The 22,533-nt window shown below is 66.4% G+C and carries 21 protein-coding genes; 14 read left to right on the plus strand and 7 right to left on the minus strand.

Features of this window, described 5'->3' with window-relative positions; translation table 11 throughout:
- Positions 1–133 precede the first annotated feature (133 nt).
- On the plus strand, positions 134–2,095 hold the full coding sequence (locus tag WBB14_RS25635; RefSeq protein ID WP_424242262.1) for a SurA N-terminal domain-containing protein: 1,962 nt from the start codon (positions 134–136) through the stop codon (positions 2,093–2,095).
- Positions 2,096–2,106: 11 nt separating this feature from the next.
- On the opposite strand, the gene WBB14_RS25640 is transcribed toward WBB14_RS25635, so the two are convergent.
- Positions 2,107–2,754: an arylesterase gene (locus tag WBB14_RS25640; RefSeq protein ID WP_424242263.1), complete on the minus strand. Its 648-nt coding sequence runs from the start codon at positions 2,752–2,754 to the stop codon at positions 2,107–2,109.
- Between WBB14_RS25640 and WBB14_RS25645 the strand changes: the two genes are divergently transcribed.
- A complete protein-coding gene (locus WBB14_RS25645; protein WP_424242264.1) occupies positions 2,753–3,430 on the plus strand; it encodes an ABC transporter ATP-binding protein in 678 nt (225 codons plus the stop codon). The genes WBB14_RS25640 and WBB14_RS25645 overlap by 2 nt on opposite strands.
- A gap of 88 nt (positions 3,431–3,518) precedes the next feature.
- Here WBB14_RS25645 and WBB14_RS25650 read toward each other — a convergent pair whose 3' ends face one another.
- The 3 genes from WBB14_RS25650 to WBB14_RS25660 are packed head-to-tail and all read right to left on the minus strand — an operon-like array spanning position 3,519 to position 7,261.
- Positions 3,519–4,502 carry an ABC transporter substrate-binding protein gene (locus WBB14_RS25650; RefSeq protein ID WP_424242265.1) on the minus strand — a complete coding sequence of 328 codons (984 nt, stop codon included), beginning with the start codon at positions 4,500–4,502 and terminating at the stop codon, positions 3,519–3,521.
- A gap of 22 nt (positions 4,503–4,524) precedes the next feature.
- Positions 4,525–6,171: an ABC transporter permease gene (locus tag WBB14_RS25655; RefSeq protein WP_424242266.1), complete on the minus strand. Its 1,647-nt coding sequence runs from the start codon at positions 6,169–6,171 to the stop codon at positions 4,525–4,527.
- A 13-nt stretch (positions 6,172–6,184) separates the two neighbouring features.
- Positions 6,185–7,261, minus strand: coding sequence for an ABC transporter ATP-binding protein (locus tag WBB14_RS25660; protein ID WP_059375714.1), 1,077 nt, complete (start codon positions 7,259–7,261; stop codon positions 6,185–6,187).
- Positions 7,262–7,503: 242 nt separating this feature from the next.
- On the opposite strand from WBB14_RS25660, the gene WBB14_RS25665 reads away from it, so the two are divergent.
- Positions 7,504–8,412, plus strand: coding sequence for a LysR substrate-binding domain-containing protein (locus WBB14_RS25665; protein WP_424242267.1), 909 nt, complete (start codon positions 7,504–7,506; stop codon positions 8,410–8,412).
- A gap of 13 nt (positions 8,413–8,425) precedes the next feature.
- Positions 8,426–9,139 carry a phosphoserine phosphatase SerB gene (gene serB, locus WBB14_RS25670; protein WP_424242268.1) on the plus strand — a complete coding sequence of 238 codons (714 nt, stop codon included), beginning with the start codon at positions 8,426–8,428 and terminating at the stop codon, positions 9,137–9,139.
- A 9-nt stretch (positions 9,140–9,148) separates the two neighbouring features.
- Here the strand turns inward: serB and fabV are convergent, their stop codons facing one another.
- On the minus strand, positions 9,149–10,339 hold the full coding sequence (fabV, locus tag WBB14_RS25675; RefSeq protein ID WP_424242269.1) for an enoyl-ACP reductase FabV: 1,191 nt from the start codon (positions 10,337–10,339) through the stop codon (positions 9,149–9,151).
- A 97-nt stretch (positions 10,340–10,436) separates the two neighbouring features.
- Positions 10,437–11,396, minus strand: coding sequence for a DMT family transporter (locus WBB14_RS25680; RefSeq protein WP_424242270.1), 960 nt, complete (start codon positions 11,394–11,396; stop codon positions 10,437–10,439).
- Positions 11,397–11,483: 87 nt separating this feature from the next.
- Here WBB14_RS25680 and WBB14_RS25685 point away from each other — a divergent pair, with 87 nt between their 5' ends.
- Positions 11,484–12,389, plus strand: a complete 906-nt coding sequence (locus tag WBB14_RS25685) for a LysR family transcriptional regulator (protein ID WP_424242271.1) — start codon at positions 11,484–11,486, stop codon at positions 12,387–12,389.
- 4 nt (positions 12,390–12,393) lie between these two features.
- On the opposite strand, the gene WBB14_RS25690 is transcribed toward WBB14_RS25685, so the two are convergent.
- Positions 12,394–12,813 carry a hypothetical protein gene (locus WBB14_RS25690; protein ID WP_424242272.1) on the minus strand — a complete coding sequence of 140 codons (420 nt, stop codon included), beginning with the start codon at positions 12,811–12,813 and terminating at the stop codon, positions 12,394–12,396.
- Between WBB14_RS25690 and WBB14_RS25695 the strand changes: the two genes are divergently transcribed.
- From WBB14_RS25695 to WBB14_RS25735, 9 genes are all read left to right on the plus strand, one after another.
- The gene (locus WBB14_RS25695; RefSeq protein WP_424242273.1) at positions 12,812–13,858 is read left to right on the plus strand and encodes a TRAP transporter substrate-binding protein; all 1,047 of its coding nucleotides are present in this window, start codon (positions 12,812–12,814) and stop codon (positions 13,856–13,858) included. The genes WBB14_RS25690 and WBB14_RS25695 overlap by 2 nt on opposite strands.
- A 282-nt stretch (positions 13,859–14,140) precedes the next feature.
- Positions 14,141–14,761, plus strand: a complete 621-nt coding sequence (locus WBB14_RS25700; protein ID WP_424242274.1) for a TRAP transporter small permease subunit — start codon at positions 14,141–14,143, stop codon at positions 14,759–14,761.
- Complete coding sequence (locus WBB14_RS25705) at positions 14,758–16,041, plus strand: TRAP transporter large permease (protein WP_424242275.1); 1,284 nt, start codon at positions 14,758–14,760, stop codon at positions 16,039–16,041. The genes WBB14_RS25700 and WBB14_RS25705 overlap by 4 nt, the downstream gene beginning before the upstream one ends.
- 72 nt (positions 16,042–16,113) lie before the next feature.
- On the plus strand, positions 16,114–16,797 hold the full coding sequence (locus WBB14_RS25710; RefSeq protein WP_424242276.1) for a DUF2848 domain-containing protein: 684 nt from the start codon (positions 16,114–16,116) through the stop codon (positions 16,795–16,797).
- An 83-nt stretch (positions 16,798–16,880) separates the two neighbouring features.
- Entirely contained in the window at positions 16,881–18,230 is a 1,350-nt protein-coding gene (locus WBB14_RS25715) for an amidase (protein ID WP_424242277.1), read from the plus strand.
- Positions 18,231–18,308: 78 nt separating this feature from the next.
- Complete coding sequence (locus tag WBB14_RS25720) at positions 18,309–19,214, plus strand: LysR family transcriptional regulator (RefSeq protein ID WP_424242347.1); 906 nt, start codon at positions 18,309–18,311, stop codon at positions 19,212–19,214.
- 107 nt (positions 19,215–19,321) lie between these two features.
- Entirely contained in the window at positions 19,322–20,128 is an 807-nt protein-coding gene (locus WBB14_RS25725; protein WP_424242278.1) for a putative hydro-lyase, read from the plus strand.
- A gap of 258 nt (positions 20,129–20,386) precedes the next feature.
- Positions 20,387–21,634 (plus strand): ABC transporter substrate-binding protein, encoded by a 1,248-nt coding sequence (locus WBB14_RS25730; protein ID WP_424242279.1) that lies wholly within the window; start codon positions 20,387–20,389, stop codon positions 21,632–21,634.
- Positions 21,635–21,681: 47 nt separating this feature from the next.
- Positions 21,682–22,533: a branched-chain amino acid ABC transporter permease gene (locus WBB14_RS25735; RefSeq protein WP_119451601.1), complete on the plus strand. Its 852-nt coding sequence runs from the start codon at positions 21,682–21,684 to the stop codon at positions 22,531–22,533.

The following is a 22,533-nucleotide window of genomic DNA, read 5'->3' on the forward strand; positions in this document are numbered from 1 at the left end:
TGAGAAATGCTAAAATCCGCCCGCTGATCCGGTATTGACCGGTATGGGAATAGGGCGAATCGACTTCGCCTTTTTTTATGCGTTTTCTTGCGGCCCCGGGCGTATCCCCCCTGGGCGCGGCAACAGGGATTCCATGTTCGAATTTATTCGCAGCCATCGGCGCTGGATGCAGCTCATCCTGCTGCTTCTGATTGTGCCGTCCTTCTTCCTGGTCGGTATTCAAGGCTATGACAGCTTCATGCGCGCCGAGCCAGAACTGGCCACGGTCAATGGTCAGCCCGTTACGCGGGCCGAATTCGACCAGGCGCACCGCAACCAGCTGGAGCAGTTCCGCCAGCGCCTGGGCGCCCAGTTCGATCCGGCCGTGATCGACACGCCGGCGCTGCGCGAAGGCCTGCTCAATCAGCTGATCAATCAGCGCCTGCTGGCCAACGTCGCCGTCGACAACCGTTTCTCGGTGTCCGACGAAACGCTGCGCAACACCATCGCCGCGATTCCGGAAGTCCAGGACAATGGCCGCTTCTCGCCCGAGCGCTACCGCCAGGTGCTGGCCGCGCAAGGCATGTCGCCGACCTCGTTCGAAGCCGGCCTGCGCCGCGACCTCGCGGTCGCGCGCGTGCTGGAGCCGGTCGGCCAGTCGGCCCGCGCGCCCGGTGAAGTCGTGGCGTCGCTGGAAACGGCGTTGACGCAGCAGCGCACGGTGCAGTTGCGCCGCTTCGCCGCCGCCGATTTCCGCTCGCAGGTCAGCGTGACCCCGGCCGACATCCAGGCCTGGTACGACGCCAACAAGCAGCAGCTGCAGATTCCCGAGCAGGTCCAGGTCCAGTACCTGGTGCTGGACGAGGCCGCCGCCACGCAAGGCGTGCAGGTCAAGGACGAGGACCTGGCGTCCTACTACGAGCAGAACAAGAACCGCTTCGGCCAGCCCGAACGCCGCCGCGCCAGCCACATCATGATCAACCTGGCTCCCGGCGCCACGGAAGACGCCCGCAAGGCCGCCCGCGCCAAGGCCGAGGATCTGGCCAAGCAGGCCGCCGCCGATCCGGCGCAGTTCGCCGAACTGGCGCGCAAGAACTCGCAGGACGCGGGTTCGGCCGCCAATGGCGGCGATCTGGGTTGGCTGGCTCCGGGCATGCTGACCGGTCCGCTGGAAAAGGCCATCTTCGGCCAGGCCAAGGACCAGGTGTCCGGCGTGATCGAAACCCCGTCCGGCCTGCACGTCGTCAAGGTCACCGAGATCCAGCCCGCCGCCATCAAGCCGCTGGCCGAGGTCAAGGACCAGATCACCGCTGAAGTCCGCAAGCAGCTCGCCGCCGTGCGCTTCTCGGAAATGGCCAGCCAGCTGAACAAGCAGGTCTACGACCAGCGCGACAGCCTGCAGCCCGCCGCCGACACGGTTGGCCTGAAGCTGCGCACCGCGTCTGGCGTGACCCGCGAAGGCCTGCTGCCTGCCGACAAGGCCGGCCCGGGCTCGGCTGCCGCCGGCCCCGACGCCGCGCTGCTGGACAACCCGCGCGTGCGCCAGGTGCTGTTCTCGCCCGACGTGCTGCGTGAAAAGCAGAACTCCGGCGTGATCGAACTGTCGCCCGCCACCATGCTGGCTCTGCGCGTCGCGGCGGTCGAGCCTGCCCACGTGCCGCCGCTGGACAAGGTGTCGGAGATCATTCGCGCCAAGCTGCTGGACGAGCGTTCGGCCGAAGCCGCCAAGAAGGCCGGCGAGGCCGCGCTGGCCGCCGATCAGGCCAATCCCGCTGCCGTGCCGGAAGGCTTCGCCGCGCCGGTAATCGTGTCGCGCCAAGACCCCAAGGATCTGCCGCGCCCGGTGCTGGACGCCGTCATGCGCCTGCCCGCCACCACGCTGCCGGCCTACGCCGGCGTGCAATCGGGCTCGGACTACACGTTGGCGCGCCTGGAGAAGGTCGAGGCCGGCACGGTCGACCCGGCCGACAAGGAACGCCTGGCGCAGCAGTTGTCGGGCGCCTGGGGCCAGGCCGAAAACGAAGCCTTGGTGCGCATGCTGCGCGAAGAATACAAGGTGCAGGTGCTGCCCGCCGCCGCCGCGGTCATCCGCGGCGATCAGCCGGCAGCCGGCTGATCAGCCCGGTATCAGTTCAACAGTGGCCGCAGCGTCGGCCACACGTTGTCCAGCAATAGAGGCTGGGCATCCTCGTTCGGATGGATGCCGTCGGCCTGGAACATCGCCCGGTTCGTTGCGATACCTTCCATCAGGAAGGGCACGAGCCGGGCGTTTTCGTCTTTGGCGACCGTGGGGAACACCTGGGCGAATCGCTGGGTGTAGTCCCGGCCGTAATTGGGCGGGATCTGCATGCCGACGATCAGGACCTCGGCGTCGGCCTTGCGGGCGGCCTGGGCCATGGCGCGCAGGTTTTGTTCGGTCATGTTCAGCGGCAGGCCGCGCAGCGCGTCGTTCGAGCCCAGCTCCAACACCACCACGGCGGGCGCATGCTGGCGCAGCAGGGCCGGCAGGCGGGCCACGCCGCCGCTGGTCGTGTCGCCGCTGATGCTGGCGTTGACGACCTGGTACTTGGGGTATTGTTCCGATACGCGGGCGGAGAGCAGAGGCACCCAGCCCGTGCCGCGCTTGATGCCGTATTCGGCGGACAGGCTGTCGCCCAGGACCAGTACGGTACGCGGCGCGGAACCCTGGGCCGCCGAGGCGGTCTGAGCGTGGGCGGGCGCCATGATGGCGGTTGCCACGGCGGTCATGAGTAGCAGACGGGAAAATAGGCGCATGGATAACAAGAATTCGATCGAGGTGAAAGGGCTGGGCAAGCAGGTGGCCGATGCCGGCGGCACGCTCTCCATCCTGGAAGGTATTGATTTTACGGTCGAGGCGGGTAGCGCCGTGGCCATCACCGGAAGTTCGGGTTCGGGCAAGTCCACCTTGTTGGGACTGCTGGCGGGCCTGGATGTTCCCAGCACGGGCAGCGTGCGCCTGGCGGGACAGGATCTGTTCGCCCTGGACGAGGACGGCCGCGCGCGCCTGCGCGCCAATCATGTGGGATTCGTGTTCCAGTCATTCCAGCTACTGCCCAACCTGACGGCGCTGGAAAACGTGATGCTGCCGCTGGAGCTGGCAGGGCAGTCGGCCCGCGACGCGGCGCAGGCCATGCTGGAACGGGTGGGGCTGGGCAAACGCCTGCATCATTACCCGCGCACCCTGTCGGGCGGCGAACAGCAGCGCGTGTCGCTGGCGCGCGCCTTCGTGGTGCAGCCGGATTTGCTGTTCGCGGATGAACCCACCGGCAGCCTGGACGCCGCCACGGGCGTGACGGTCATCGACCTGATGTTCGACCTGCACCGGGAGCACGGCACCACGCTGGTGCTGGTGACCCATGATCCGCAGCTGGCGGCCCGTTGCGGGCGCCAGTTGGTGCTGGCTGCGGGGCGGATGGTCAACGGCGCCTGACGCCGCGGGCCCTCCGCCGGACCGCCCCCAGGTGGGCCGGCCCCCCAGGGGTGCAGCTAGCTCCCACGGGTGCGGCTTGGGGCCCTGCCTATTTGGATTTGGCGACCGCCTGGTTCCAGGCTGCTACCACGGCCTCATACTCCTTCGCCGCCGCATCCTGGCTGACCGGGAAGATCTTGATGGTCTTCAGTTCAGGCAGGGTGGTCAGGCTGGCCACGGCCACGTCCGTGCGGGTCGGACGGCGGAAGTTCTTCACCAGCTGGGCTTCCTGCGATTCCTTGCTCAAGAGGCCGTCGTACAGCGCCTTCGCGGCGTCCATGTTCTTCGCGCCCTTGATGATGAACATGCCTTCAGGCGCCAGGTAGCTGCCCTCGGTCGGGTAGACCAGCTTGATCTCCTTCTGGCCGCCGGCCACGTATTCCTGCGCGGCGTATTCCAGCGTCATGCCGACGGCATACTCGCCCGCGGCCACGCCCTTGTAGGTGGTGCCGGACGAGGCCGTGACCACCGCGTTGGCCGCGATCTTGTCCAGGCCTTCCTGGCCGAACTGCTTGAAGAGGCCGTACACCAGCATGTAGGCCGTGCCGCTCTTGGACGGATCGGTGATGGCGAATTTGTTCTTCCACTGCGGCTGCATCAGGTCGGACCAGGTGGCCGGGGCCGGCAGGCCCTTGAGCTGGCGTTCGTTGACCATCATCACCATGACGTGCACGTTGGTGCCGACCCACAGGTCGTCCGGGCCGCGGAACTCGGCCGGGATCTTGTCCAGGTCGGCCGGGCGGTAGGCTTGCAGATGCTGGCGGTAGGCGCCCAGCGTGCCGAAGCCACCGCTCCAGAACAGGTCGCCGCGCGGGTTCTGCGCCTCGGCTTCGATGCGTTTCATCATCGTGCCGGTGCCGCCGGTGACGGGCTGCACGTTCAATTTCGGCGACTTCTGCTTCACCGCGTCCAGGGCGGTTTCGATCGTCTCCGTGTTGTTGGACGAGTAGAGCACGACATTCTGGGCCTGGGCGGCGCCAGTAGCCAGGGCGGCGGCGAGGACGCTGTACTGAAGTAGGTGCTTGAGTTGCATGGTTAGCCTCTGTGCGAGTGGGTTATTTACCGGAGAACAGCTTGATGCGGAACGCCTTGACCGACACGATGATGGGCAGCACGATGACCGTGACCAGCGCCGCGCCGTAGGCCGACGCCATGCCCAGCCTGCCGCCGTCGACCTGGCGGAAGATGGCGATGGGCATGGTCTCCAGGCCGCCGCTGTAGGCGACGATGGAGGCCGACAGCTCGGAGATGGTGGTGAGCCACATCAGGATGGCTGCCGAGATGATGGACGCCTTCATGGCGGGCAGGATCACCTTGAAGAAGGTCATGAGCGGAGACACGCCCAGGCTGATCGACGCCTCCTCGATCGACTCGGGGATGTTGAACAGCACCGACGAGGCGTTGCGCACCGCGAAGGGCAGGCGCCGCACCGTGTAGCACAGCACCATGATTCCCGAGGTGCCCGCCAGCACCAGCCAGCCGGTGTTGAAGGTCTGCACCAGCGCGATGCCCAGTACCGTGCCGGAAATGGTCAGCGGCAGCACCACGATGTAGTCCAGCACCTGGGTGGACGCGCTGCGCTTCTTGATGGTCAGATAGCTCACCAGCACCGCGAAGGCCACGCCCAGCACAGTGGCCAGCGAGGCGAACTTGAGCGAATTCAGGATGGGCTCGGGCGCGCCGTGCAGCGCGCGCTGCATGCTGGCCAAGGACCACTGGCCCCACTGCATGACCGGCCCGCTGGTCTTGGTGAAGGCGGCGATGAAGACCACGATGAGCGGCAGCATCGAAATGAAAATGATCAGGCCCACGCCGCCGGTATAGAGCATGGCGGTCCAGGAACGCACGCGGGTGGCGGCCGGCGCGCGTCCCTGCGTCATGGTGTAGACCTTGCGCTCCACCACGCGCTTCTGGAAAAACAGCACGATGGCAACGATGGCGATGGACACCACCGACATCGCGCTCTGCAGCGTCGGGCTGCCGCCCATCTCGCTGACGAAGGTGTTGTACGTCATGACCGACAGCAGCGGCACGCGGCTGCCCAGCAGCATGGCCAGCGCGAAGTTGCCCACCACCAGCGTGAACACCACCAGCGCGTTGACCAGCACCGCCGGCAGCAGTACCGGCACCAGCACGCGCAGCTTGGTCAGGAGCGGCGGCGTGCCCAGGCTCAGGCCCGCCTCTTCCAGCTGGCCGTCGAAGCCGCGCAATGCCGCCAGCACGCCCAGGTAGATGTAGGTGTAGTAGACCAGCGTCATGGAGAACACCATGCCGGTCCAGCCGTAGAACGAGGGCAGGGAGATGCCGGCGTCGCCCAGCAGGTTGGTCAGGATGCCGTTGTTGCCCAGGATCAGCAGCCAGGACTGGCCGACGATGATCTCGGGGATCACGATCGTCAGCACCGGCAGGATCGCCACCAGGTTCTTCAGCGGGAAGTCGAAGCGCGCCACCATGTAGGCGAAGGGCACGCCCACCAGCACGGTGCAGGTCGTGACGGCCAGGCCCAGGATCAGCGTGTTGCCGAAGGCCTCTACGTATTGGGAATCGGCCAGCAGGGCCTTGAAGCCTTCCAGCGTGAAGCCGCCGTCCTGTCCCGTGACGCTGTTGCTGAAGAGCACGCCCAGCGGGTAGAGCACGAAGAACAGCAGCAGGGCCAGGCTGATTGCCGTCAGGATGCCCCAGGGCCACCATTTGATTTTCATGGCAGGCGGGTCCTCAGGCGTTGACGACGCGGCTGTCGGCGGGGATCAGGACCTGCACCGCTTCGCCGGGCTGGAACTGCGCCACCATGTTGCCGGCGTGCAGCTCGACGCGGATTTCGGAGCCGTTGTCGAGCGCGATGCGGTAGGCTGTCTTGAAGCCCAGGTACTGCCGGCGCAGAACCTTGCCGGGCAAGGTATTGGGCACATAGGGCGCAGGCGCCATCAGGGCCAGCTCTTCCGGACGGGCGATCAGCACGCCCTTGCCGTCCAGTTGGTCGCTGCCTTGCACGCCGTCAAAGCCCAGGCCGCAAATCTCGTAGCGGACATGGCCGGCGGGCGCGCCAGCCTGGCCATTGCGGGCCGGCACCGGGATCACGTTGGCCGAGCCGATGAAGTCAGCGACGTAGGCGTTCACCGGTGTGCCGTAGAGTTCTTCCGGCGTGCCCAGCTGGGCGATGTCGCCGCGATCCATGATGGCGATGCGGTCGGACATCGCCAGCGCTTCTTCCTGATCGTGGGTCACGAACACCGTGGTGATGCCGGCCTCGCGCACCAGGTCCAGGATCACGTCGCGCATCTGCAGGCGCATCTTCGCGTCCAGGTTGGACAGCGGCTCATCCATCAGCAGCACGCGCGGACGGATCACCAGCGCACGCGCCAGCGCCACGCGCTGGCGCTGCCCGCCGCTCATCTGCGCGGGGTAGCGGTCGGCCAATGCCAGCAGCCCGACCTTGTCCAACGCCTCGTTGACGCGCCGCGTGATCTCGGCGCGCGCCACGCCGCGGGCGCGCAGGCCGTAGGCCACATTGTCGAAGGCGGTCTTGTCCGGGAACAACGCGTAGTCCTGGAACACCATGCCGATGTCGCGGCGGTGCGCGGACACGTGGGTCACGTCGTCCTGGTCGAACAGCAGGCGTCCGCCGTCGGGGGCATAGAAGCCGGCGATGCAGCGCAGCAGCGTGGTCTTGCCGCAGCCGCTGGGTCCCAGCAGCGTATAGAACGCGCCGTCGGGGATGTGCAGCGACAGATTGCGCAGCACTTGCTGGCCGCCGAAAGTCTTGACGATGCCGTCTACGGTGATTGATGCCATGTTTGCTTCCTGCTTGAGGTTGTCGGCATCATAGGAACGGGCTGTGCGCCCGACCAGCGGTGTTTTTTAAGGGTAGTCGTTAGTTTTTCTAAGAGGTCGGCGCGCGGGCTATCACCTAGAATGCGGCTGGATGGCAGAGGCGCGCGCAAGCCGCGCCCACAAAAAATAGACGACAAGGGAAAACGTGGGAAAGAGCAGCACAGCGCGGCGCCAGGCCGGCGCGCGGGCGGGCCGCAACTGAGATGGCGGGGCAGAGCCTGCCGCCGCTCAAGGCCTTGCGCGTGTTCGAAGCCGCGGCGCGTCTGCGCAGCTTCACCGCGGCGGCCGACGAACTGAGCATCACGCACAGCGCGGTCAGCCAGCAGATCCGCATACTCGAAGAGTACGTGGGGCAGCCCCTGTTCGCGCGCGAGGCGCGCGGCGTGGCGCTGCTGCCATGCGCCCAGGCCTATTTTCCCGAGATCCAGGCCAGCCTGGAACGCATCGCGGCGGCGACCGCCAAGCTGAAATCGCCCGCCTATGGCGGCGTGTTGCGCGTCTGCGCCACGCCGTCCCTGACCATGAAGTGGCTGATCCCGCGCCTGTCGACGTTCCAGGCGCGGCATCCGGGCGTGGACGTGCAGCTCACCACGCAGGGGCGCTCCTTCCTGGATCGCGGCGGCGATACGGGCAGCGACGTGCTGATCCGCCATGGCTATATGGCGCACTCCGACCTGGCTTGCGTGCACTGCCTGGATGATTTCCATGTGCCGGTGGCTTCGCCGCGCTTCATCGAGCGCAACCGCCTGGCCGCGCCGGCCGATTGCCTGGGCCATCCGCTGCTGAAGATTGCGGGCGGCATGGATCACTGGCCGCGCTGGTTTGCGCTGGCCAAGGTGGACGTGCCCGCGCAATTGCCCGGGCCGGTGTTCGACCATCAGTTCCTCTGCATGCAGGCCGCCATGAACGATCTGGGCATCGCGCTGGCGCCCTGGTGCCTGCTGGAAGACGACATCCGCGCAGACCGGCTGCGTCCGCTGTTCGACGGCCCGCAGCTGCCCAACGCCGGCATCCACGCACTGTACCGGCAGGACGGCCCGGCCGCCGACTCGGCGCAATTGTTCATCGAGTGGCTGCGCGAGCAAGGGCGCGACCCCTCTCATCCCGCATAGACAAGGACTATTCATGCATTCCGCCTCGACGAAACCCGGCCTGCAATGGCGCGGCATTGCGCCTCCGCTTGCGCTCACGGACTACAAGCTGATCGCCTTCGACATGGACTCGACCCTGATCTCGATCGAGACGCTGGACGAGATGGCAGACCTGATGGGCAAGAAGGCCGAGGTGGCGGCGCTGACCGAAGCTGCCATGCGCGGCGAGATCAAGGACTACAAGCAAAGCCTGCGCGAGCGCGTGGCGCTGCTGGCAGGCATGCCCGAAGCGGCGCTGGACGAGGTCTATGAGCAGCGCGTGCGCATCAACCCCGGCGCCGAGACGCTGATCGCCGCATGCAAGGCTGCGGGCCTCACCTGCTTGCTGGTGACCGGTGGCTTCACCTGCTTCACCGACCGGCTGCGGGTGCGCCTGGGCCTGGATGACGTGCGCGCCAATGTGCTGGAAGTGGAGAACGGCCGGCTGACGGGCCGGCTGCTGCCCCAGGTCTGGGGCGACATCTGCGACGGCGAGGAAAAGCGCCGCAAACTGTTGGAGGTTTGCGCGGCGCTGGGCGTCGGGCCGGAGCGCGCCATCGCCGTGGGCGACGGCGCCAACGATCTGCCGATGATGCGCGCGGCGGGCCTGTCGGTAGGCTACCGCGCCAAGCCGGCCGTGCGTGAGGAGGTCAAGGTGGCCATCGATGAAGGTGGCCTGGACCGCCTGCTGGAGCTGATGGCGCGCTAGCGGCCGGGCTTACGCCAGGTCGCGGATTTCCACAGCCGGATCGGTGTCGGCGTCGTAGTCGACACCGTCGATCTCGAAGCCGAACAGGCGCAGGAAGTCCTGCTTGTAGCCCGCAAAATCCGTCAGTTGGTAGATATTGTCGTTGGTGACCTGGCCCCATAGCGCCTGCACGCGGGCCTGCACCTCGGGATCCAGTTCCTTGTAGTCGGCGCGCAGGCGGCCTTCCTGGTCCAGGATGGGCGTCTGGCCGCACAGACTGTCGCGGTAGAGGCCGTACACCTGTTCGATGCAGCCTTCGTGCGTGCCGGCCTCCTTCATGGTCTTGAACAGCAGCGACAGGTACAGCGGCATCATGGGGATCGCCGAGCTGGCCTGCGTCACTACCGCCTTGAGCACCGACACGCGGGCGTCGCCGCCGCGCGCGGCGAGCTTGGCGCGGATTTCCAGCACCTTCTGGTCCAGGTCCTTCTTGGCTGCGCCGATGGAGCCATTCCAGTAGATGTCGTGGGTGATCTTCTCGCCCAGATAGGTGAAGGCCGTGGTGGTGGCGCCCTCGGCCAGCACGCCGGCCTCAAGCAGCGCGTCGATCCACATCTGCCAGTCCTCACCACCCATGACGGCGACGGTGGCGTCGATCTCGGCCTGGGTGGCGGGTTCCAGCACGGATTCCTTGACCACTTCGCGGTCTGTGTCCAGGCCGCGCAGGTTCACCGCCTGCCCGATGGGCTTGAGCGTGGAATTGAAGACTTCCCCGGTCTTCGGGTGCGTGCGGCGGGGCGCGGCCAGGCTGTAGATCACCTGGTCGACCTGGCCCAGGTCCTGTTTGATGAGGTCTATGGTCTTGCGCTTGATCTCGTCCGAGAAGGCGTCGCCATTGATGCTCTTGGCGTACAACCCGGCGGCATGGGCCTGCTCGTGGAATTCCGCCGTGTTGTACCAGCCCGGCGTGCCGGCCTTGGTCGCGTCGCCCGGGCGTTCGAAGAACACGCCTAGCGTCTCTGCGCCGCAGCCGAAGGCCGCGCTGATCCGCGCCGCCAGGCCATAGCCGGTGGATGCTCCCAGCACCAGCACGCGTTTCGGCCCGCCAGCGATGGGCCCGTGGGCCTGGACGTAGTCGATCTGGTTGCGGACGTTGGCGGCGCAGCCGGCCGGATGGGTGGTGACGCAGATGAAACCGCGCACGCGGGGCTTGATGATCATGAGAGCCTCGATTCGGGGAAATGCCTGGATCGCCCATGCGCGAAAGCGCAAAAAGCGACCCGCATTGTACGGGAGGCGGCCGCGGCGCGTTGCCGGCTCAGCGCACGCCGGCCCCGGCCAGCGGCGCGGCCTGGGCCCGGCTGCGGCGCCATTCGACCAGGCCGATGCCGATGCCGCTGGCGCAGATGATGGCGATGCCGAGCCAGGTCAGCAGGTCGGGGAAATGGCCCCAGACCAGCCAGCCGACCGCGGTCGCGCTGAGGATCTGCAGGTAGACGAAGGGCGCCAGGGTGGAAGCGGGTGCGCGGCGATAGGCAGCGATCTGGAACAGGTGGCCCAGGCCGCCGGTGATGCCCGTGGAGATCAGCACGACCCAATCCAGCGGCGCCAGCGCCTTGAGGACGGGCAGGGCGGACGGCAGGATGAAGGGCAGGGCCAGCGTCAGGCAGATCGTGCCGACGGCGCCGCTCCAGATCAGCGAGGTGAACGGATCGTCGCCCGCAACGCGGCGCGTGGCAATGAATTGCACCGCGAAGCAACAGGCCGTGAGCAGGCCGAACACCGTGCCGACGGGGTCCAGGCCGCCGCCCGGGCGGATCACGATGATCACGCCGACGAATGCGATACCCGCGGCGACGAAACGAGACAGGCGGGCAGGCTCCTTGAGCACCCAGGGCGCAGCCGAGAGCACCAGCAGCGGCGCCAGGAAATTGATGGCGGTGGCCTCGGCCTGAGGAATGTAGCTCAGCGTGGTGAAGAACATCAGCGTGGCCAGGAACATCGAGCCGCCCCGCAGGATCTGTTCGCGCGGCTTCTTGCTGCGCAGCACGCCCAGCCCGCGCGCCGGCAGCACCAGGGCCAGGACCAGCGCCAGGTGGACGGCATAGCGGAACCACGACAGCACCAGCAGCGGCACGCCCGCGCTCATCACCCACTTGCCGCTGGCGTCCAGGCACGACAGCGTCCACATCGACAGCACCAGCAACAGCACCCCCATCATCGGGCCGCTGGAGGCGGGCGCGGCTGCGCGCGTGCGACCGTTATCGGCCGGGGTCATCGACAAACTCCTTGATAGGCTGGGCTGCCGGCTTGGGGGTGCCGGGCGGCTGACATGATACGCTCATCGCGCCGGGGGAACAGGCTCATGATAGAACTACGTAACATCGAAACTTTTTTTTGGGTGGCCACGCTGGGCAGCTTTCGCGCCGCGTCGGACAAGCTCAACACCACGCAGCCTGCGGTATCGCAGCGCATCGCCTCACTGGAGGCGGACCTGGGCGTACGCCTGTTCGAGCGCGAGGCGCGCGGCGTGAAGCTGACCGCCAAGGGCCACGAACTGCTGTCGCACGCCGAACGCATGCTGCAGGTGCGGCGCGACATGTTCGAGGCCGCGCGCGAGCAGAACGTCATGAGCGGCACGGTGCGTATCGGCGTGGCCGAAACCATCGTGCAGACTTGGTTGCCGACGCTGATTGAACTGATCCATTCGAACTATCCAGCGCTGGTGCTGGAGATCGAGGTCGACACGACCCACGTGCTGCGCTCGCACCTGATGTCGCGGCAGATCGACCTGGCCTTCCTGATGGGGCCGGTGCTGGAGGCTCGGGTCGAGAACCTGCCGTTGTGCACCTATCCGCTGGCCTGGGTTGCGAGCCCGCTGCTGGACCTGGGTCCCGAGCCGCTGACATTGGAGCGCATAGGCAAGCTGCCCATCATCACGTATCCCTCAAACAGCGCGCCTTATCGTGTGGTGCGCGACATGCTGACGCGCGCGGGCGTGAATTCGCCGCGCATGTACGGCAGCGCCTCGATGTCAATGGTGGTGCGCATGACGCAGGATGCCATCGGCACCAGCGTGATCGCGCCGGTGTTCCTGGGCAAGGAGTTGGCGCGCGGCGAATTGCGCATCCTGCGCGTGGAGGCGGACCCCTTGCCGGAACTGAGTTTCACGGCTACCTGGGTGCAAGGGCCGGACAGCCATGCGGTGCGCGTCATCGCGCAGATGGCCCAGAAGGTGGCGGAGCAGGCCGCGGACGGCGTTCCCATCTAGGTGTTTACCCGAGCACAAACGGCGCGGCCGGCGCGAGCAGCCGTTCGACAAGGCGGCGGCCCGGCGTGCCTGGCTGCCCGCTGAGCCGCGCCGCTGCGTCGTCTGCGCGAATCGAGAGGCGCGCGTCGAGCGAGACCAAAGAAAAATTTATACCCCCGTATCGCAACATACGATTGGACGCTCCGCGCCCCTGACGCTGCAATGACGGCACATCAATAACGATCGCCTGGATGCATAGAGCGGGGGAAAGCATGAACCAGCGTATGTCCCATTTCCAGACCCGGGCGGCAAGCCATGCCGCGCAGGCGCAATGCGCGCCTTTGCGCGGCTGATCTCCAGACTCTCCGATTGCTACCCGCGCGCCGCCAGGATAACGGGATCCGGCGCGCGGCATACCATCCCGCCAGCCAGGAGTTTTGTCCATGAAGAAGTCGCTAGTTTTCGCCGCCGTCGCTGCCAGCCTGCTGGCCGGCGCCGTCCAGGCGCAGGACCTGCCCAAGACCCAGTTGAAGGTCGTCGGCGGCCTGAGCAACCTGACTGCCTACAACGATTACGAAAAGCCGTTCTGGACCAAGACCATCCCCGAGCTGTCCAAGGGTCAAGTCACGGCCGACATCAAGGGCTTCAATGAAATGGGCCTGAAGGGCCCCGAGCTGCTGCGCCTGATGTCGCAGGGCGTGGTCGAGTTCGGTACCGCCACCCTGGCGTACTTCGCCAGCGATAACCCCATCAACGAAGCGATCGACCTGGCCGGCCTGGCGCCGGACGTCAAGACCGCGCGCGCGGTCACCGACGCGTTCGAACCGGTCTACGCCAAGCTGTACGGCGAAGGCAGCAACGTCAAGCTGCTGGGCATTTCCACCTATCCCGCCCAGGTGCTGTTCTGCAATGCCGAAATCAAGAGCCTGGCCGACATCAAGGGCAAGAAGGTCCGCACCAGCAGCCGCACCACCGCCGAGTTCGTCGAGGCGCTGGGCGGTTCGAGCGTGACCATGGCCTTCGGTGAAGTCGTGCCCGCGCTGCAGAACAAGGTGGTGGATTGCGCCATCACGGGTTCGCTGTCCGGCTACTCGGCCAAGTGGTATGAAGTGTCGACGCATCTGGTCGCGCTGCCGATCAACTGGAACCAGCAGATCCACGCCGTGAACCAGAAGGCCTGGGACAAGCTGGACCCCAAGGTGCGCACTTTCCTGCAGACCAATGTGAAGACCCTGGTCGACAACATCTGGGACGCTGCCGCGCGCCAGACCCAGGAAGGCTATGACTGCAACACGGGCGCTGCCGCTTGCCCGTTCCCGGTCAAGGGCAAGATGGTCCTGGTCCAGCCCTCGGACGCCGACCGCGCGCTGCTGAAGAAGGTCACCGAGGAAGCCGTGCTGCCCAAGTGGGCCGCGCGTTGCTCGGCCCAGTGCGTGAGTGACTTCAACGCCACGGTCGGCAAGACCCTGGGCGTGGTCGCGAAGAAGTAGGGCCCCCCCCGAAGCGCTGCGCGCTTCCCCCCCAGGGGGGCATGCCTGCGGACCGGCGGAGCCGGATCCACGGCATCCCGATTGGGGGGAGTCGCTACAGATTGGCAGAGCTGATTCCGTGGCATCTCAATTGGGGGCGCCGCAGATCGGTAAAGCTGATTCCGTGGCAGCTCGATCGGAGTTGCTACAGATCGGCACTGCCGGTTCCGTGGCATCCCTCTGGGATCGTTCGTTACATAGCTGGGAGGGCGATGCGTGCCCGACCCTGCAGAGGTTTTACTCATGACTCAAACTGAACACTTTCGCCTGCTGGGCGGGCTGTTGCGGCGCGCCGAGAGCTTCTCCCGGATGGCCGTGTGGGCCGGCGGTGGCTTGACGGTGGCCAGCGTGCTGCTGATTTCCTTCGACGTGCTGGCCCGCAAATTCCTGGGCTTCACCACCGGTGGCGCCGACGAGCTGTCGAGCTACGCCTTTGCCATCAGCACCTCCTGGGCGCTGGCGTTCGCCACGCTGCAACGCGCCAACGTGCGCGTGGACGTGGTCTACCAGTACATGCCGGTGCGCGTCGCCGCCGTGCTGGACTGGATCTCCATGGTGGCCCTGGCGGTCTTCATGGTCTACCTGACTTATTACGCGTCCGAGGTCGTGCAGACTTCCTGGGCGCAGAAATCCGCGGCGAACACGCCGTTGGCCACGCCCTTGTGGATTCCGCAGGGCCTGTGGCTGCTCGGCCTGGGTTGGATGTGCATTACGGTCGCGTTGATGCTGGCGCGCGCTTCCGCCGCGCTGGTTACGGGCGACATCGAACTGGTCAAGAGCATTTGCGGCGTGCGTTCGGCGCAGGAAGAAGCCGACGAGGAAGCCGCCGCCGGCGAGCGCATGGTGAAAGGAGAGGCCGCATGATTTCCACTGCATTGATACTGCTTCTGGTGCTGATCGGCCTGTCCATCCCCGTGGGCGCGGCGCTGGGCGTGCTGGGCCTGATCCTGGACCCGCTGTTCTCCATGCTGCCGCTGACGCGCGCGATCGGCGAGGTCTCGTGGAGCACCAACAACGAGTTCCTGTTGGTGGCGATTCCGCTGTTCATCATGCTGGGCGAGGTGCTGCTGCGCGCCGGGTTCGCCGAACGCATGTATGGTGCGATGAGTCTGTGGCTGTCGTGGCTGCCGGGCGGGCTGATGCACGCCAACATCGGCGCGTCGACGCTGTTCTCGGCCACCTCCGGCTCCAGCGTGGCGACCGCCGCGACCGTGGGCACGGTGGCCATTCCGCAGATCCGCAAGTACGGCTACAACGAGCCGCTGTTCCTGGGCAGCCTGGCCGCCGGCGGCACGCTGGGCATCCTGATCCCTCCGTCGATCAATCTGGTCATCTACGGCGTGCTGACGAACTCGTCCGTGCCCAAGCTGTACCTGGCCGGCATCATCCCGGGTTTCGCGATGGCCGCGCTGTTCATGCTGACGGTGGTCATCGCCTGCGTCGCCAAGCCGTCCTGGGGCGGCAAGAAGATCCAGGCGACCTGGGGCCAGCGCATCGCCAGCCTGGTGCATCTGGCGCCGCCCATGGGAATCTTCTTTCTGGTGGTCGGTTCGATCTACGCCGGCCTGGCCACGCCCACCGAGGCGGCCGCGCTGGGCGTGCTGGGCGCCTTCATCCTGGCGGCCTGGTTCCGCCGCCTGTCGTGGTCGATGCTGCGCGAGGTCATGGAAGGCACCATGCGGTCCACGGCCATGATCATGCTGATCGTGGTGGCGGCCAGCTTCCTGAACTTCGTCATGTCCGCTACCGGCCTGACCGACGCGTTGACGAAGTCGATCACGGGGCTGGGCCTGTCGCCTGGATGGATGCTGCTGATCGTGGTGGTCTTCTACCTGGTGCTGGGCTGCTTCATGGAAACGCTGTCCATGATGATCACGACCATTCCCATCGTGGCGCCCATCATGATCGGCCTGGGCTTCGATCCCATCTGGCTGGGCATCGTCATCATCATCCTGGTCGAAGCCGCCCTGATCACGCCGCCCGTCGGTTTGAACCTGTTCGTGGTCCAGAGCCTGCGCAAGAGCGGCTCCATGAGCGCGGTCATCGTCGGCAGCCTGCCGTTCGTGGCGGCCATGTTCGTGATGCTGGCGCTGCTGGCGTTCTGGCCGGACGTGGCGCTGTGGCTGCCGCGCGTGTTCGGCTGACCTTCATTCCCTAAACATTCCGGGCGCGGCCGACCGCCGCGCTCTTCACCTCCTTATTTCCGCAGGACAGATATGAAAGCCGTATTCCAGATCGAAGACTCGCAACCCCGCCAGGTGGAAGTCGAGTTCGACACCCTGATCGTCGCCGGCTGGGCCGGACGCGACATGGCCGCGATCGAGCACCACATCGAAGAGCTGGCCGCCATCGGCGTGCCGCGTCCCAGCAGCGTGCCGCTGTACTACCGCATCGCCGACAACCAGCTGACCCAGAAGGAAACCGTCCAGGCGCTGGGCGAGGATTCCTCGGGCGAAGTCGAGACCTTTGTGTTCGCGGTGGATGGCGAGATGTACGTCAGCATCGCTTCCGACCACACCGACCGCAAGCTGGAAACCTACAGCGTGGCGATGTCCAAGCAGGTCTGCGTCAAGCCCGTGGCCACCAGCGCCTGGCGCCTGGCCGACGTGGCGGACTACTGGGACGAGCTCATCATCCGCTCGTACATCGTCGAGAACGGCGTCGAAGTGCTGTATCAGGAAGGCCCGCTGGCGTCGCTGCGCACGCCGCAGGACCTGGTTGCCGGCTACACCGGCGGCTCGGCCGTGCTGCCGGCCGGCGCGGGCATGACCTGCGGCACCGTGGGCGCGATCGGCGGCATCCGCGCCTCGGCCGACTTCGCCATGGAACTGCACGATCCGCGGCGCCAGCGCAGCCTGCGTCACCGCTATCATGTCGAGACGCTGCCCGTGGTGGCCTGATTCCGGCCTCCGGCGCCTATCGCCAGGCGCGCCCGCGGGCGCGCCCGTTTGCACTCATGCCGCAAGGCGGCACTAGGATGACTATGGTTTCGACTCTGAATGATCTGACCCTGGCCCTGCAAGAGGGCCGCAGCAGCTCCGTGGAACTGACGCAGGCGGCGCTGGCCCGCGCCCAGGATGATGCGGGCGAGGGTGCACGCGCCTTCACGCGCCTGTACGCGGAAACGGCGCTGGCCCAGGCGCAGGCTTCCGACACGCTGCGCGCGGCCGGCATCGTCCGCTCGGCCATCGAGGGCTTGCCCATCAGCATCAAGGACCTGTTTGACATCGAAGGCGAGACCACGATGGCAGGTTCCGTGGCACGCGAAGGCGAGCCCGCCGCCGATGCCGACGCCGAAGTCGTGCGCCGCCTGGTGGCGGCAGGCGCGGTCATCATCGGCCGCACCAACATGACCGAATTCGCCTATTCCGGCCTGGGCATCAACCCGCACTATGGCACGCCCCTGAACCCCTACGACCGCGCCACCGGCCGCATTCCCGGCGGCTCGTCCTCCGGCGCCGCCGTGTCCGTCGCCGACGGCATGGCGGTCGCGGCCATTGGTTCGGACACTGGCGGTTCGGTGCGCATCCCCGCCGCGCTTTGCGGCCTGACGGGATTCAAGCCCAGCGCCTGGCGCGTTTCGATGGAAGGCGTGCTGCCGCTGTCGGCCAACCTGGATTCCATCGGCCCGATCGCGGCCAGCGTGCGCTGCTGCGCCGAGCTGGACGCCATCCTGTCCGGTGACGGCGGCCCGGTGCCGGAAGCGGCGGTGTTGCGCGGTCTGCGCCTGGCCATCCCGACCACCTTGGCGCTGGACGCCATGGAAAAGCATGTTGCTGACAGCTTCGCGGCCGCGGTTGCCCATCTGAAGGCCGCCGGCGCCCTGGTCGACGAGATTGCGATTCCGGAATTCGCGGAACTGGGGGCCATCAACGCCAAGGGCGGCTTTACTGCTGCCGAGGCCTGGGCCTGGCACCGCGACCTGATCGCGCGCGCCGGCAAGCGCTACGACCCGCGTGTGGTGTCGCGCATCATGCGCGGCAAGGACATGAGCGCGGCCGACTACCTGGACCTGCTGGACGCGCGCGAGGCCTGGGTCGCGGCGGTGGACCATCGCATCGCCGGCTACGACGCCCTGATCATGCCGACCACGCCCATCGTGGCGCCGGCGGTCGCCGACCTGCAGGCCTCGGACGAAGCCTATTACGCGGCCAATGGCCTGATCCTGCGCAATCCGACACTGATCAATTTCCTGGATGGCTGCGCGCTGTCGCTGCCTTGCCACGCGTCCGGCACGGCGCCGGTGGGATTGATGATCGCGGGCAGCAATGGCGCGGACCGCCGCATCCTGAGCATCGGCTTGGCGGTGGAAGCGCTGTACGCCGGCCAGTGATGTGCAGCCGGGGCGGACGGCAGCCGCCGGTCCGTCCCGGGCGCTAAGATGGCGGCTGCATCGCCGGACGCCGCCGCCATGATCGATCTACGCAATATCGAGACGTTCTTCTGGGTCGCCACCCTGGGCGGGTTCCGGGCGGCGGCCGAGAAGCTCAACGCCACCCAGCCCGCCATTTCCCAGCGCATCGCGTCGCTGGAATCCGATCTGGGGGTGCGCCTGTTCGACCGCGACACGCGCGGCATCAAGCTGACGGGCAAGGGGCGCGAGTTGCTGTCGCACGCCGAGCGCATGCTGCAGATGCGGCGCGATATGCAGGAGGCCGCAAGGGCCAAGAGCGTCATGACCGGCATGCTCCGGCTGGGGGTGTCGGAAACCATCGTCCATACCTGGCTGCCGACCCTGATGGAGTATCTGCACGACGTCTATCCGGCCTTGATGGTCGAGATCCAGGTGGATACGACTACGGTGCTGAAGACGCAGCTCGCTTCGCGCCAGATCGACCTGGCCTTCCTGCTGGGGCCGATGGAAGAACCCCGCATCGAGAACCTCTATCTCTGCAACTACCCCTTGTCCTGGGTGGCGAGTCCCAAGCTCAAGGTGGGGCGTCAGCCGATCCCCTTGAAGCGCCTGGCTGAATGGCCCGTCATCACTTATCCGTCCACCACCGATCCGCACCGCGCCGTGCGCCAGCTGTTGCAGCAGGCCGGGGTGGAGGCGCCGCGCATGTACGGTAGTTCGGCGCTCAGCGTCATCGTGCGGATGGCGCAGGACGGCATCGGCACCGCCGTCATCGCGCCCGTGATCCTGCACAAGGAGCTGGCGCAGGGCGAGTTGCGCATCCTGGACGTCAAGGCGCCGGCCTTGCCGCCGCTGCACTACACCGCCTGCTGGATGCAGGGGCCGGACAGCCAGATCCCGCGTGCGGTGGCCGAGGCGGCGCAGCAGATTGCGCGTGAAGAAGCGCTGCGCCATCCGGCATAACCCTGATAAGGAATATTGATCGGGGTCTATCGCAACTTGTGATTGGACGCTGGTCCGCGGTTCCTGTGCAATGTCCCCATACTGAAATTGTCATTGAAGGGATGGACATGCATACGAACCCCGGGGCACGCGCCAGCGTGGAATTGGCCCGCCAGGCGCGCCTGGATGCGCGCAGCGGCAAGCTCACCGGCCCCACCGCGAACCTGGCGCCGGGTCATGTGCAGGCCAACCTCGCGATCCTGCCGCGCGCGCTTGCCGCCGACTTCCTGCATTTCTGCCAGCGCAATCCCAAACCCTGTCCCTTGCTGGCCATGTCCGAACCGGGCGATCCCGCCTTGCCGGAACTGGGTCAGGACATCGATATCCGCAGCGATATCCCGCGCTACCGCGTCTGGCAGAACGGCGAACTTGTGGCCGAGCCTACCGACGTGCGGGATCTTTGGCGTGACGATCTGGTGTCGTTCCTGATCGGCTGTTCGTTCTCCTTCGAGGAAGCGATGCTGGACAACGGCCTGCCCGTGCGCCACATCGAGCAGGGCTGCAACGTGCCGATGTACCGCACCAATGTCCCGACCCATGCCGCGGGCGTGTTCGGCGGCCCGCTGGTCGTGTCCATGCGTCCCCTGAAGGCTGCCGATGCCATCCGCGCCATCCAGGTCACCTCGCGTTTTCCCTCGGTCCACGGCGCGCCGGTGCATATCGGCGACCCCGCGTTGATCGGGATTGCCGACATCAACCGCCCGGACTATGGTGATCCGGTGGAAATACGCGAAGGCGAAATGCCGGTGTTCTGGGCCTGCGGCGTGACGCCGCAGTCCGTGGTCGCCGCTGTCAGGCCGGAGTTCTGCATTACCCACGCGCCGGGCCACATGCTGGTCACGGACCTCATCAACAGCCGGATGGCGGTGTTCTGACCGTCCCAGTGCCGCTTTCCTGATAGCACGGAAACAGGGAGCGGTTACACGCCGTACTTTTGCTGCAGTACCCGTTGTGCCACCAAAACGATCCATCAAAGGACAAGGGGAAATGGCGACAACCGCACTGAATCTGGGGCCTTCCGGCTTGCCGGAGGGTCTCCTGCCGCCGCGAACGGGGTCATTTCCAAGGGCATGCCCCGACCCGCGTACATGCATTGCTTTCACACTTAGCCGGTTCAATCCAGGAGTCCAGTTATGAAGATGAAGCTCATCGCGGGTGTCGCCGCGAGTCTGGCGCTGATGAGCGCCGTGCCCGCGCAGGCCCAGCAGGCCGTGCGCATCGGCGCGATCTACCCCTTGTCGGGCGCCTTGGCGTCCACCGGGTCGGAAATCAAGGCGGCCATCGAGCTGGCGGTCGACATCATCAACAATCCGCACCCCGAACTGGAAGGCATACCGCTGGCCGCGGGCAGCGGCTTGCCGGCGCTGAAAGGCGCCAAGATCGAAGTGGTGTTCGGCGATTCCCAGGGCAAGCCCGAAGTGGGCCTGGCCGACGCCCAGCGCCTGATCGACCAGGAAAAGGTCGTGGCCCTGACCGGCGCCTACCAGTCGGCCGTGACCAAGACCGCCAGCCGCATCGCCGAGCAGCGCGGCATTCCCTATGTGAACGGCGAATCCAGCAGCCCGGACCTGACCGAGCGCGGCTACAAGTGGTTCTTCCGCACCTCGCCCAACGACGACACCTTCGTCGAGAACATGATGCAATTCCTGGACGGCGTGAAGGCGGTGCCGACTGCCAAGATCGCCGTGGTGTACGAGAACACCGACTTCGGCGTGAACACCTACAAGGCCGTCGAAAAGTTCGCCAAGCAGTACAAGCGCGAGCTGGTCGCCAACATTGCCTACAGCGCGGGCTCGGCCTCGGTGACGGCAGAAGTGCAGAAGCTGGCCGCTGCCAAGCCCGATGTGGCGATCTTCGCCAGCTACACCTCGGACGCCATGCTGTTCGTGCGCACCATGCGGGAAAGCAAGTATGCGCCGCCGGTGCTGCTGGCCAATGACGCCGGCTTCATCGATTCGCGCTTCGTGCAGGAAGTGGGGCCGCAGGTCCAGGGCGTGCTGACGCGCGACGTCTGGGGCAACGACGTTGCGGCATCCAAGGCCGGGCTGAAGAAGATCAACGACATGTACAAGGCCAAGACCGGCAAGGATCTCAACGGCAATAACGCCCGTTCTATGCAGGGCGTGCTGGTGCTGGCCGACGCGATCAACCGGGCCGGCTCGACCGATCCCGAGGCGATCCGCAAGGCGCTGGCCGCCACCGACCTGGGCGAAGCGCAAGTCGCGATGCCCTGGGCTGGGGTGCAATTCGACGCCAAGGGCCAGAACACCAAGGGCTCGGGCCTGATCCTGGAACTCAAGGGTTCGTCCTACCAGACGGTGTGGCCGGAGAAATACCGCACGGACAAGAACCTGCCCACGCTGCCGTTCGCCTGGAAGTAGTCGCAGTCTGACGCGGCGGGCCGCGGGGCTCGCCGCAGGAGCAATCCATGTTCGAAGCTCTCTCGGCAGGCCTGTTCAACGGCCTGATCTATGCCGCGGTGGCGGTGGGGCTGGCGCTGATCTGGGGCATTACCGACGTCATCAACTTCGCCCATGGCGAGTTCCTGATGCTGGGCATGTATGCCGCCTATTGGCTCTATACGCTGGGCCACATCGATCCCACGCTGTCTGCGCCGCTGGTGGCCATCGTGCTCGCCTTCGTCGGTTTCCTGACCTACGCGCTCATCATCCGCCGCCTGCAGAAGGGGCCGGCGATGGCAGTCATCCTGGCCACCTTCGGCCTGGGACTGGTGTTGCGCCAGATAGCCTTCATCGCCTTCAGCCCCGATTACCGCAGCCTGCCCGACACTCTGGTGTCTGGCAGCGTCACGGTTGCCGGCATTTCGCTGGGCCGGCCGCAGGTGGTGACGGGCCTGATCGCGCTGGTGGTGGTGGTCGCGCTGTTCATCCTGGTGTACCGCACGCGCTGGGGCCATGCCTTGCAGGCGGTGGCGGAAGACCGGCAGGTGGCTGCCCTGGTAGGCATTTCGCCGGACCGGGTCAATGCCCAGGTCTGGATGCTGGGCAGCGCGGCGGTTGGTCTGGCTGGCGCCTTGCTGACCACCTTCTTCTATGTGTTTCCCTCGGTGGGCACGGTGTTCGGCCTGCTGGCTTTCGTGGCGGTGTGCATGGGCGGCTTCGGTTCGCTGCCGGGCGCCTTCATCGCGGGGATTCTGATCGGGATCATCGAGGCCATGACGGGCTACTTCGTCGCGCCGGCGCTCAAGACGGTGAGCGTGTTCATCCTGTTCATCCTGGTTCTCTGGTATCGGCCGCGCGGCCTGTTCGGGCGGTGGTGA

Source organism: Achromobacter sp. (genome assembly GCF_049647645.1).
GTDB lineage: Bacteria > Pseudomonadota > Gammaproteobacteria > Burkholderiales > Burkholderiaceae_B > Achromobacter.

What these genes read in the sequence shown, in the direction of transcription:
- WBB14_RS25645 (WP_424242264.1), top strand. Translation starts at nt 2,753, where the DNA reads ATGGATAACAAGAATTCGATCGAGGTGAAAGGGCTGGGCAAGCAGGTG.
- WBB14_RS25720 (WP_424242347.1), top strand. Translation starts at nt 18,309, where the DNA reads ATGATCGATCTACGCAATATCGAGACGTTCTTCTGGGTCGCCACCCTG.
- WBB14_RS25635 (WP_424242262.1), top strand. Translation starts at nt 134, where the DNA reads ATGTTCGAATTTATTCGCAGCCATCGGCGCTGGATGCAGCTCATCCTG.
- WBB14_RS25660 (WP_059375714.1), bottom strand. Translation starts at nt 7,261, where the DNA reads ATGGCATCAATCACCGTAGACGGCATCGTCAAGACTTTCGGCGGCCAG.
- WBB14_RS25665 (WP_424242267.1), top strand. Translation starts at nt 7,504, where the DNA reads ATGGCGGGGCAGAGCCTGCCGCCGCTCAAGGCCTTGCGCGTGTTCGAA.
- WBB14_RS25705 (WP_424242275.1), top strand. Translation starts at nt 14,758, where the DNA reads ATGATTTCCACTGCATTGATACTGCTTCTGGTGCTGATCGGCCTGTCC.
- WBB14_RS25730 (WP_424242279.1), top strand. Translation starts at nt 20,387, where the DNA reads ATGAAGATGAAGCTCATCGCGGGTGTCGCCGCGAGTCTGGCGCTGATG.
- WBB14_RS25685 (WP_424242271.1), top strand. Translation starts at nt 11,484, where the DNA reads ATGATAGAACTACGTAACATCGAAACTTTTTTTTGGGTGGCCACGCTG.
- WBB14_RS25655 (WP_424242266.1), bottom strand. Translation starts at nt 6,171, where the DNA reads ATGAAAATCAAATGGTGGCCCTGGGGCATCCTGACGGCAATCAGCCTG.
- fabV (WP_424242269.1), bottom strand. Translation starts at nt 10,339, where the DNA reads ATGATCATCAAGCCCCGCGTGCGCGGTTTCATCTGCGTCACCACCCAT.
- WBB14_RS25715 (WP_424242277.1), top strand. Translation starts at nt 16,881, where the DNA reads ATGGTTTCGACTCTGAATGATCTGACCCTGGCCCTGCAAGAGGGCCGC.
- WBB14_RS25700 (WP_424242274.1), top strand. Translation starts at nt 14,141, where the DNA reads ATGACTCAAACTGAACACTTTCGCCTGCTGGGCGGGCTGTTGCGGCGC.
- serB (WP_424242268.1), top strand. Translation starts at nt 8,426, where the DNA reads ATGCATTCCGCCTCGACGAAACCCGGCCTGCAATGGCGCGGCATTGCG.
- WBB14_RS25710 (WP_424242276.1), top strand. Translation starts at nt 16,114, where the DNA reads ATGAAAGCCGTATTCCAGATCGAAGACTCGCAACCCCGCCAGGTGGAA.
- WBB14_RS25725 (WP_424242278.1), top strand. Translation starts at nt 19,322, where the DNA reads ATGCATACGAACCCCGGGGCACGCGCCAGCGTGGAATTGGCCCGCCAG.
- WBB14_RS25690 (WP_424242272.1), bottom strand. Translation starts at nt 12,813, where the DNA reads ATGGACAAAACTCCTGGCTGGCGGGATGGTATGCCGCGCGCCGGATCC.
- WBB14_RS25650 (WP_424242265.1), bottom strand. Translation starts at nt 4,502, where the DNA reads ATGCAACTCAAGCACCTACTTCAGTACAGCGTCCTCGCCGCCGCCCTG.
- WBB14_RS25735 (WP_119451601.1), top strand. Translation starts at nt 21,682, where the DNA reads ATGTTCGAAGCTCTCTCGGCAGGCCTGTTCAACGGCCTGATCTATGCC.
- WBB14_RS25695 (WP_424242273.1), top strand. Translation starts at nt 12,812, where the DNA reads ATGAAGAAGTCGCTAGTTTTCGCCGCCGTCGCTGCCAGCCTGCTGGCC.
- WBB14_RS25680 (WP_424242270.1), bottom strand. Translation starts at nt 11,396, where the DNA reads ATGACCCCGGCCGATAACGGTCGCACGCGCGCAGCCGCGCCCGCCTCC.
- WBB14_RS25640 (WP_424242263.1), bottom strand. Translation starts at nt 2,754, where the DNA reads ATGCGCCTATTTTCCCGTCTGCTACTCATGACCGCCGTGGCAACCGCC.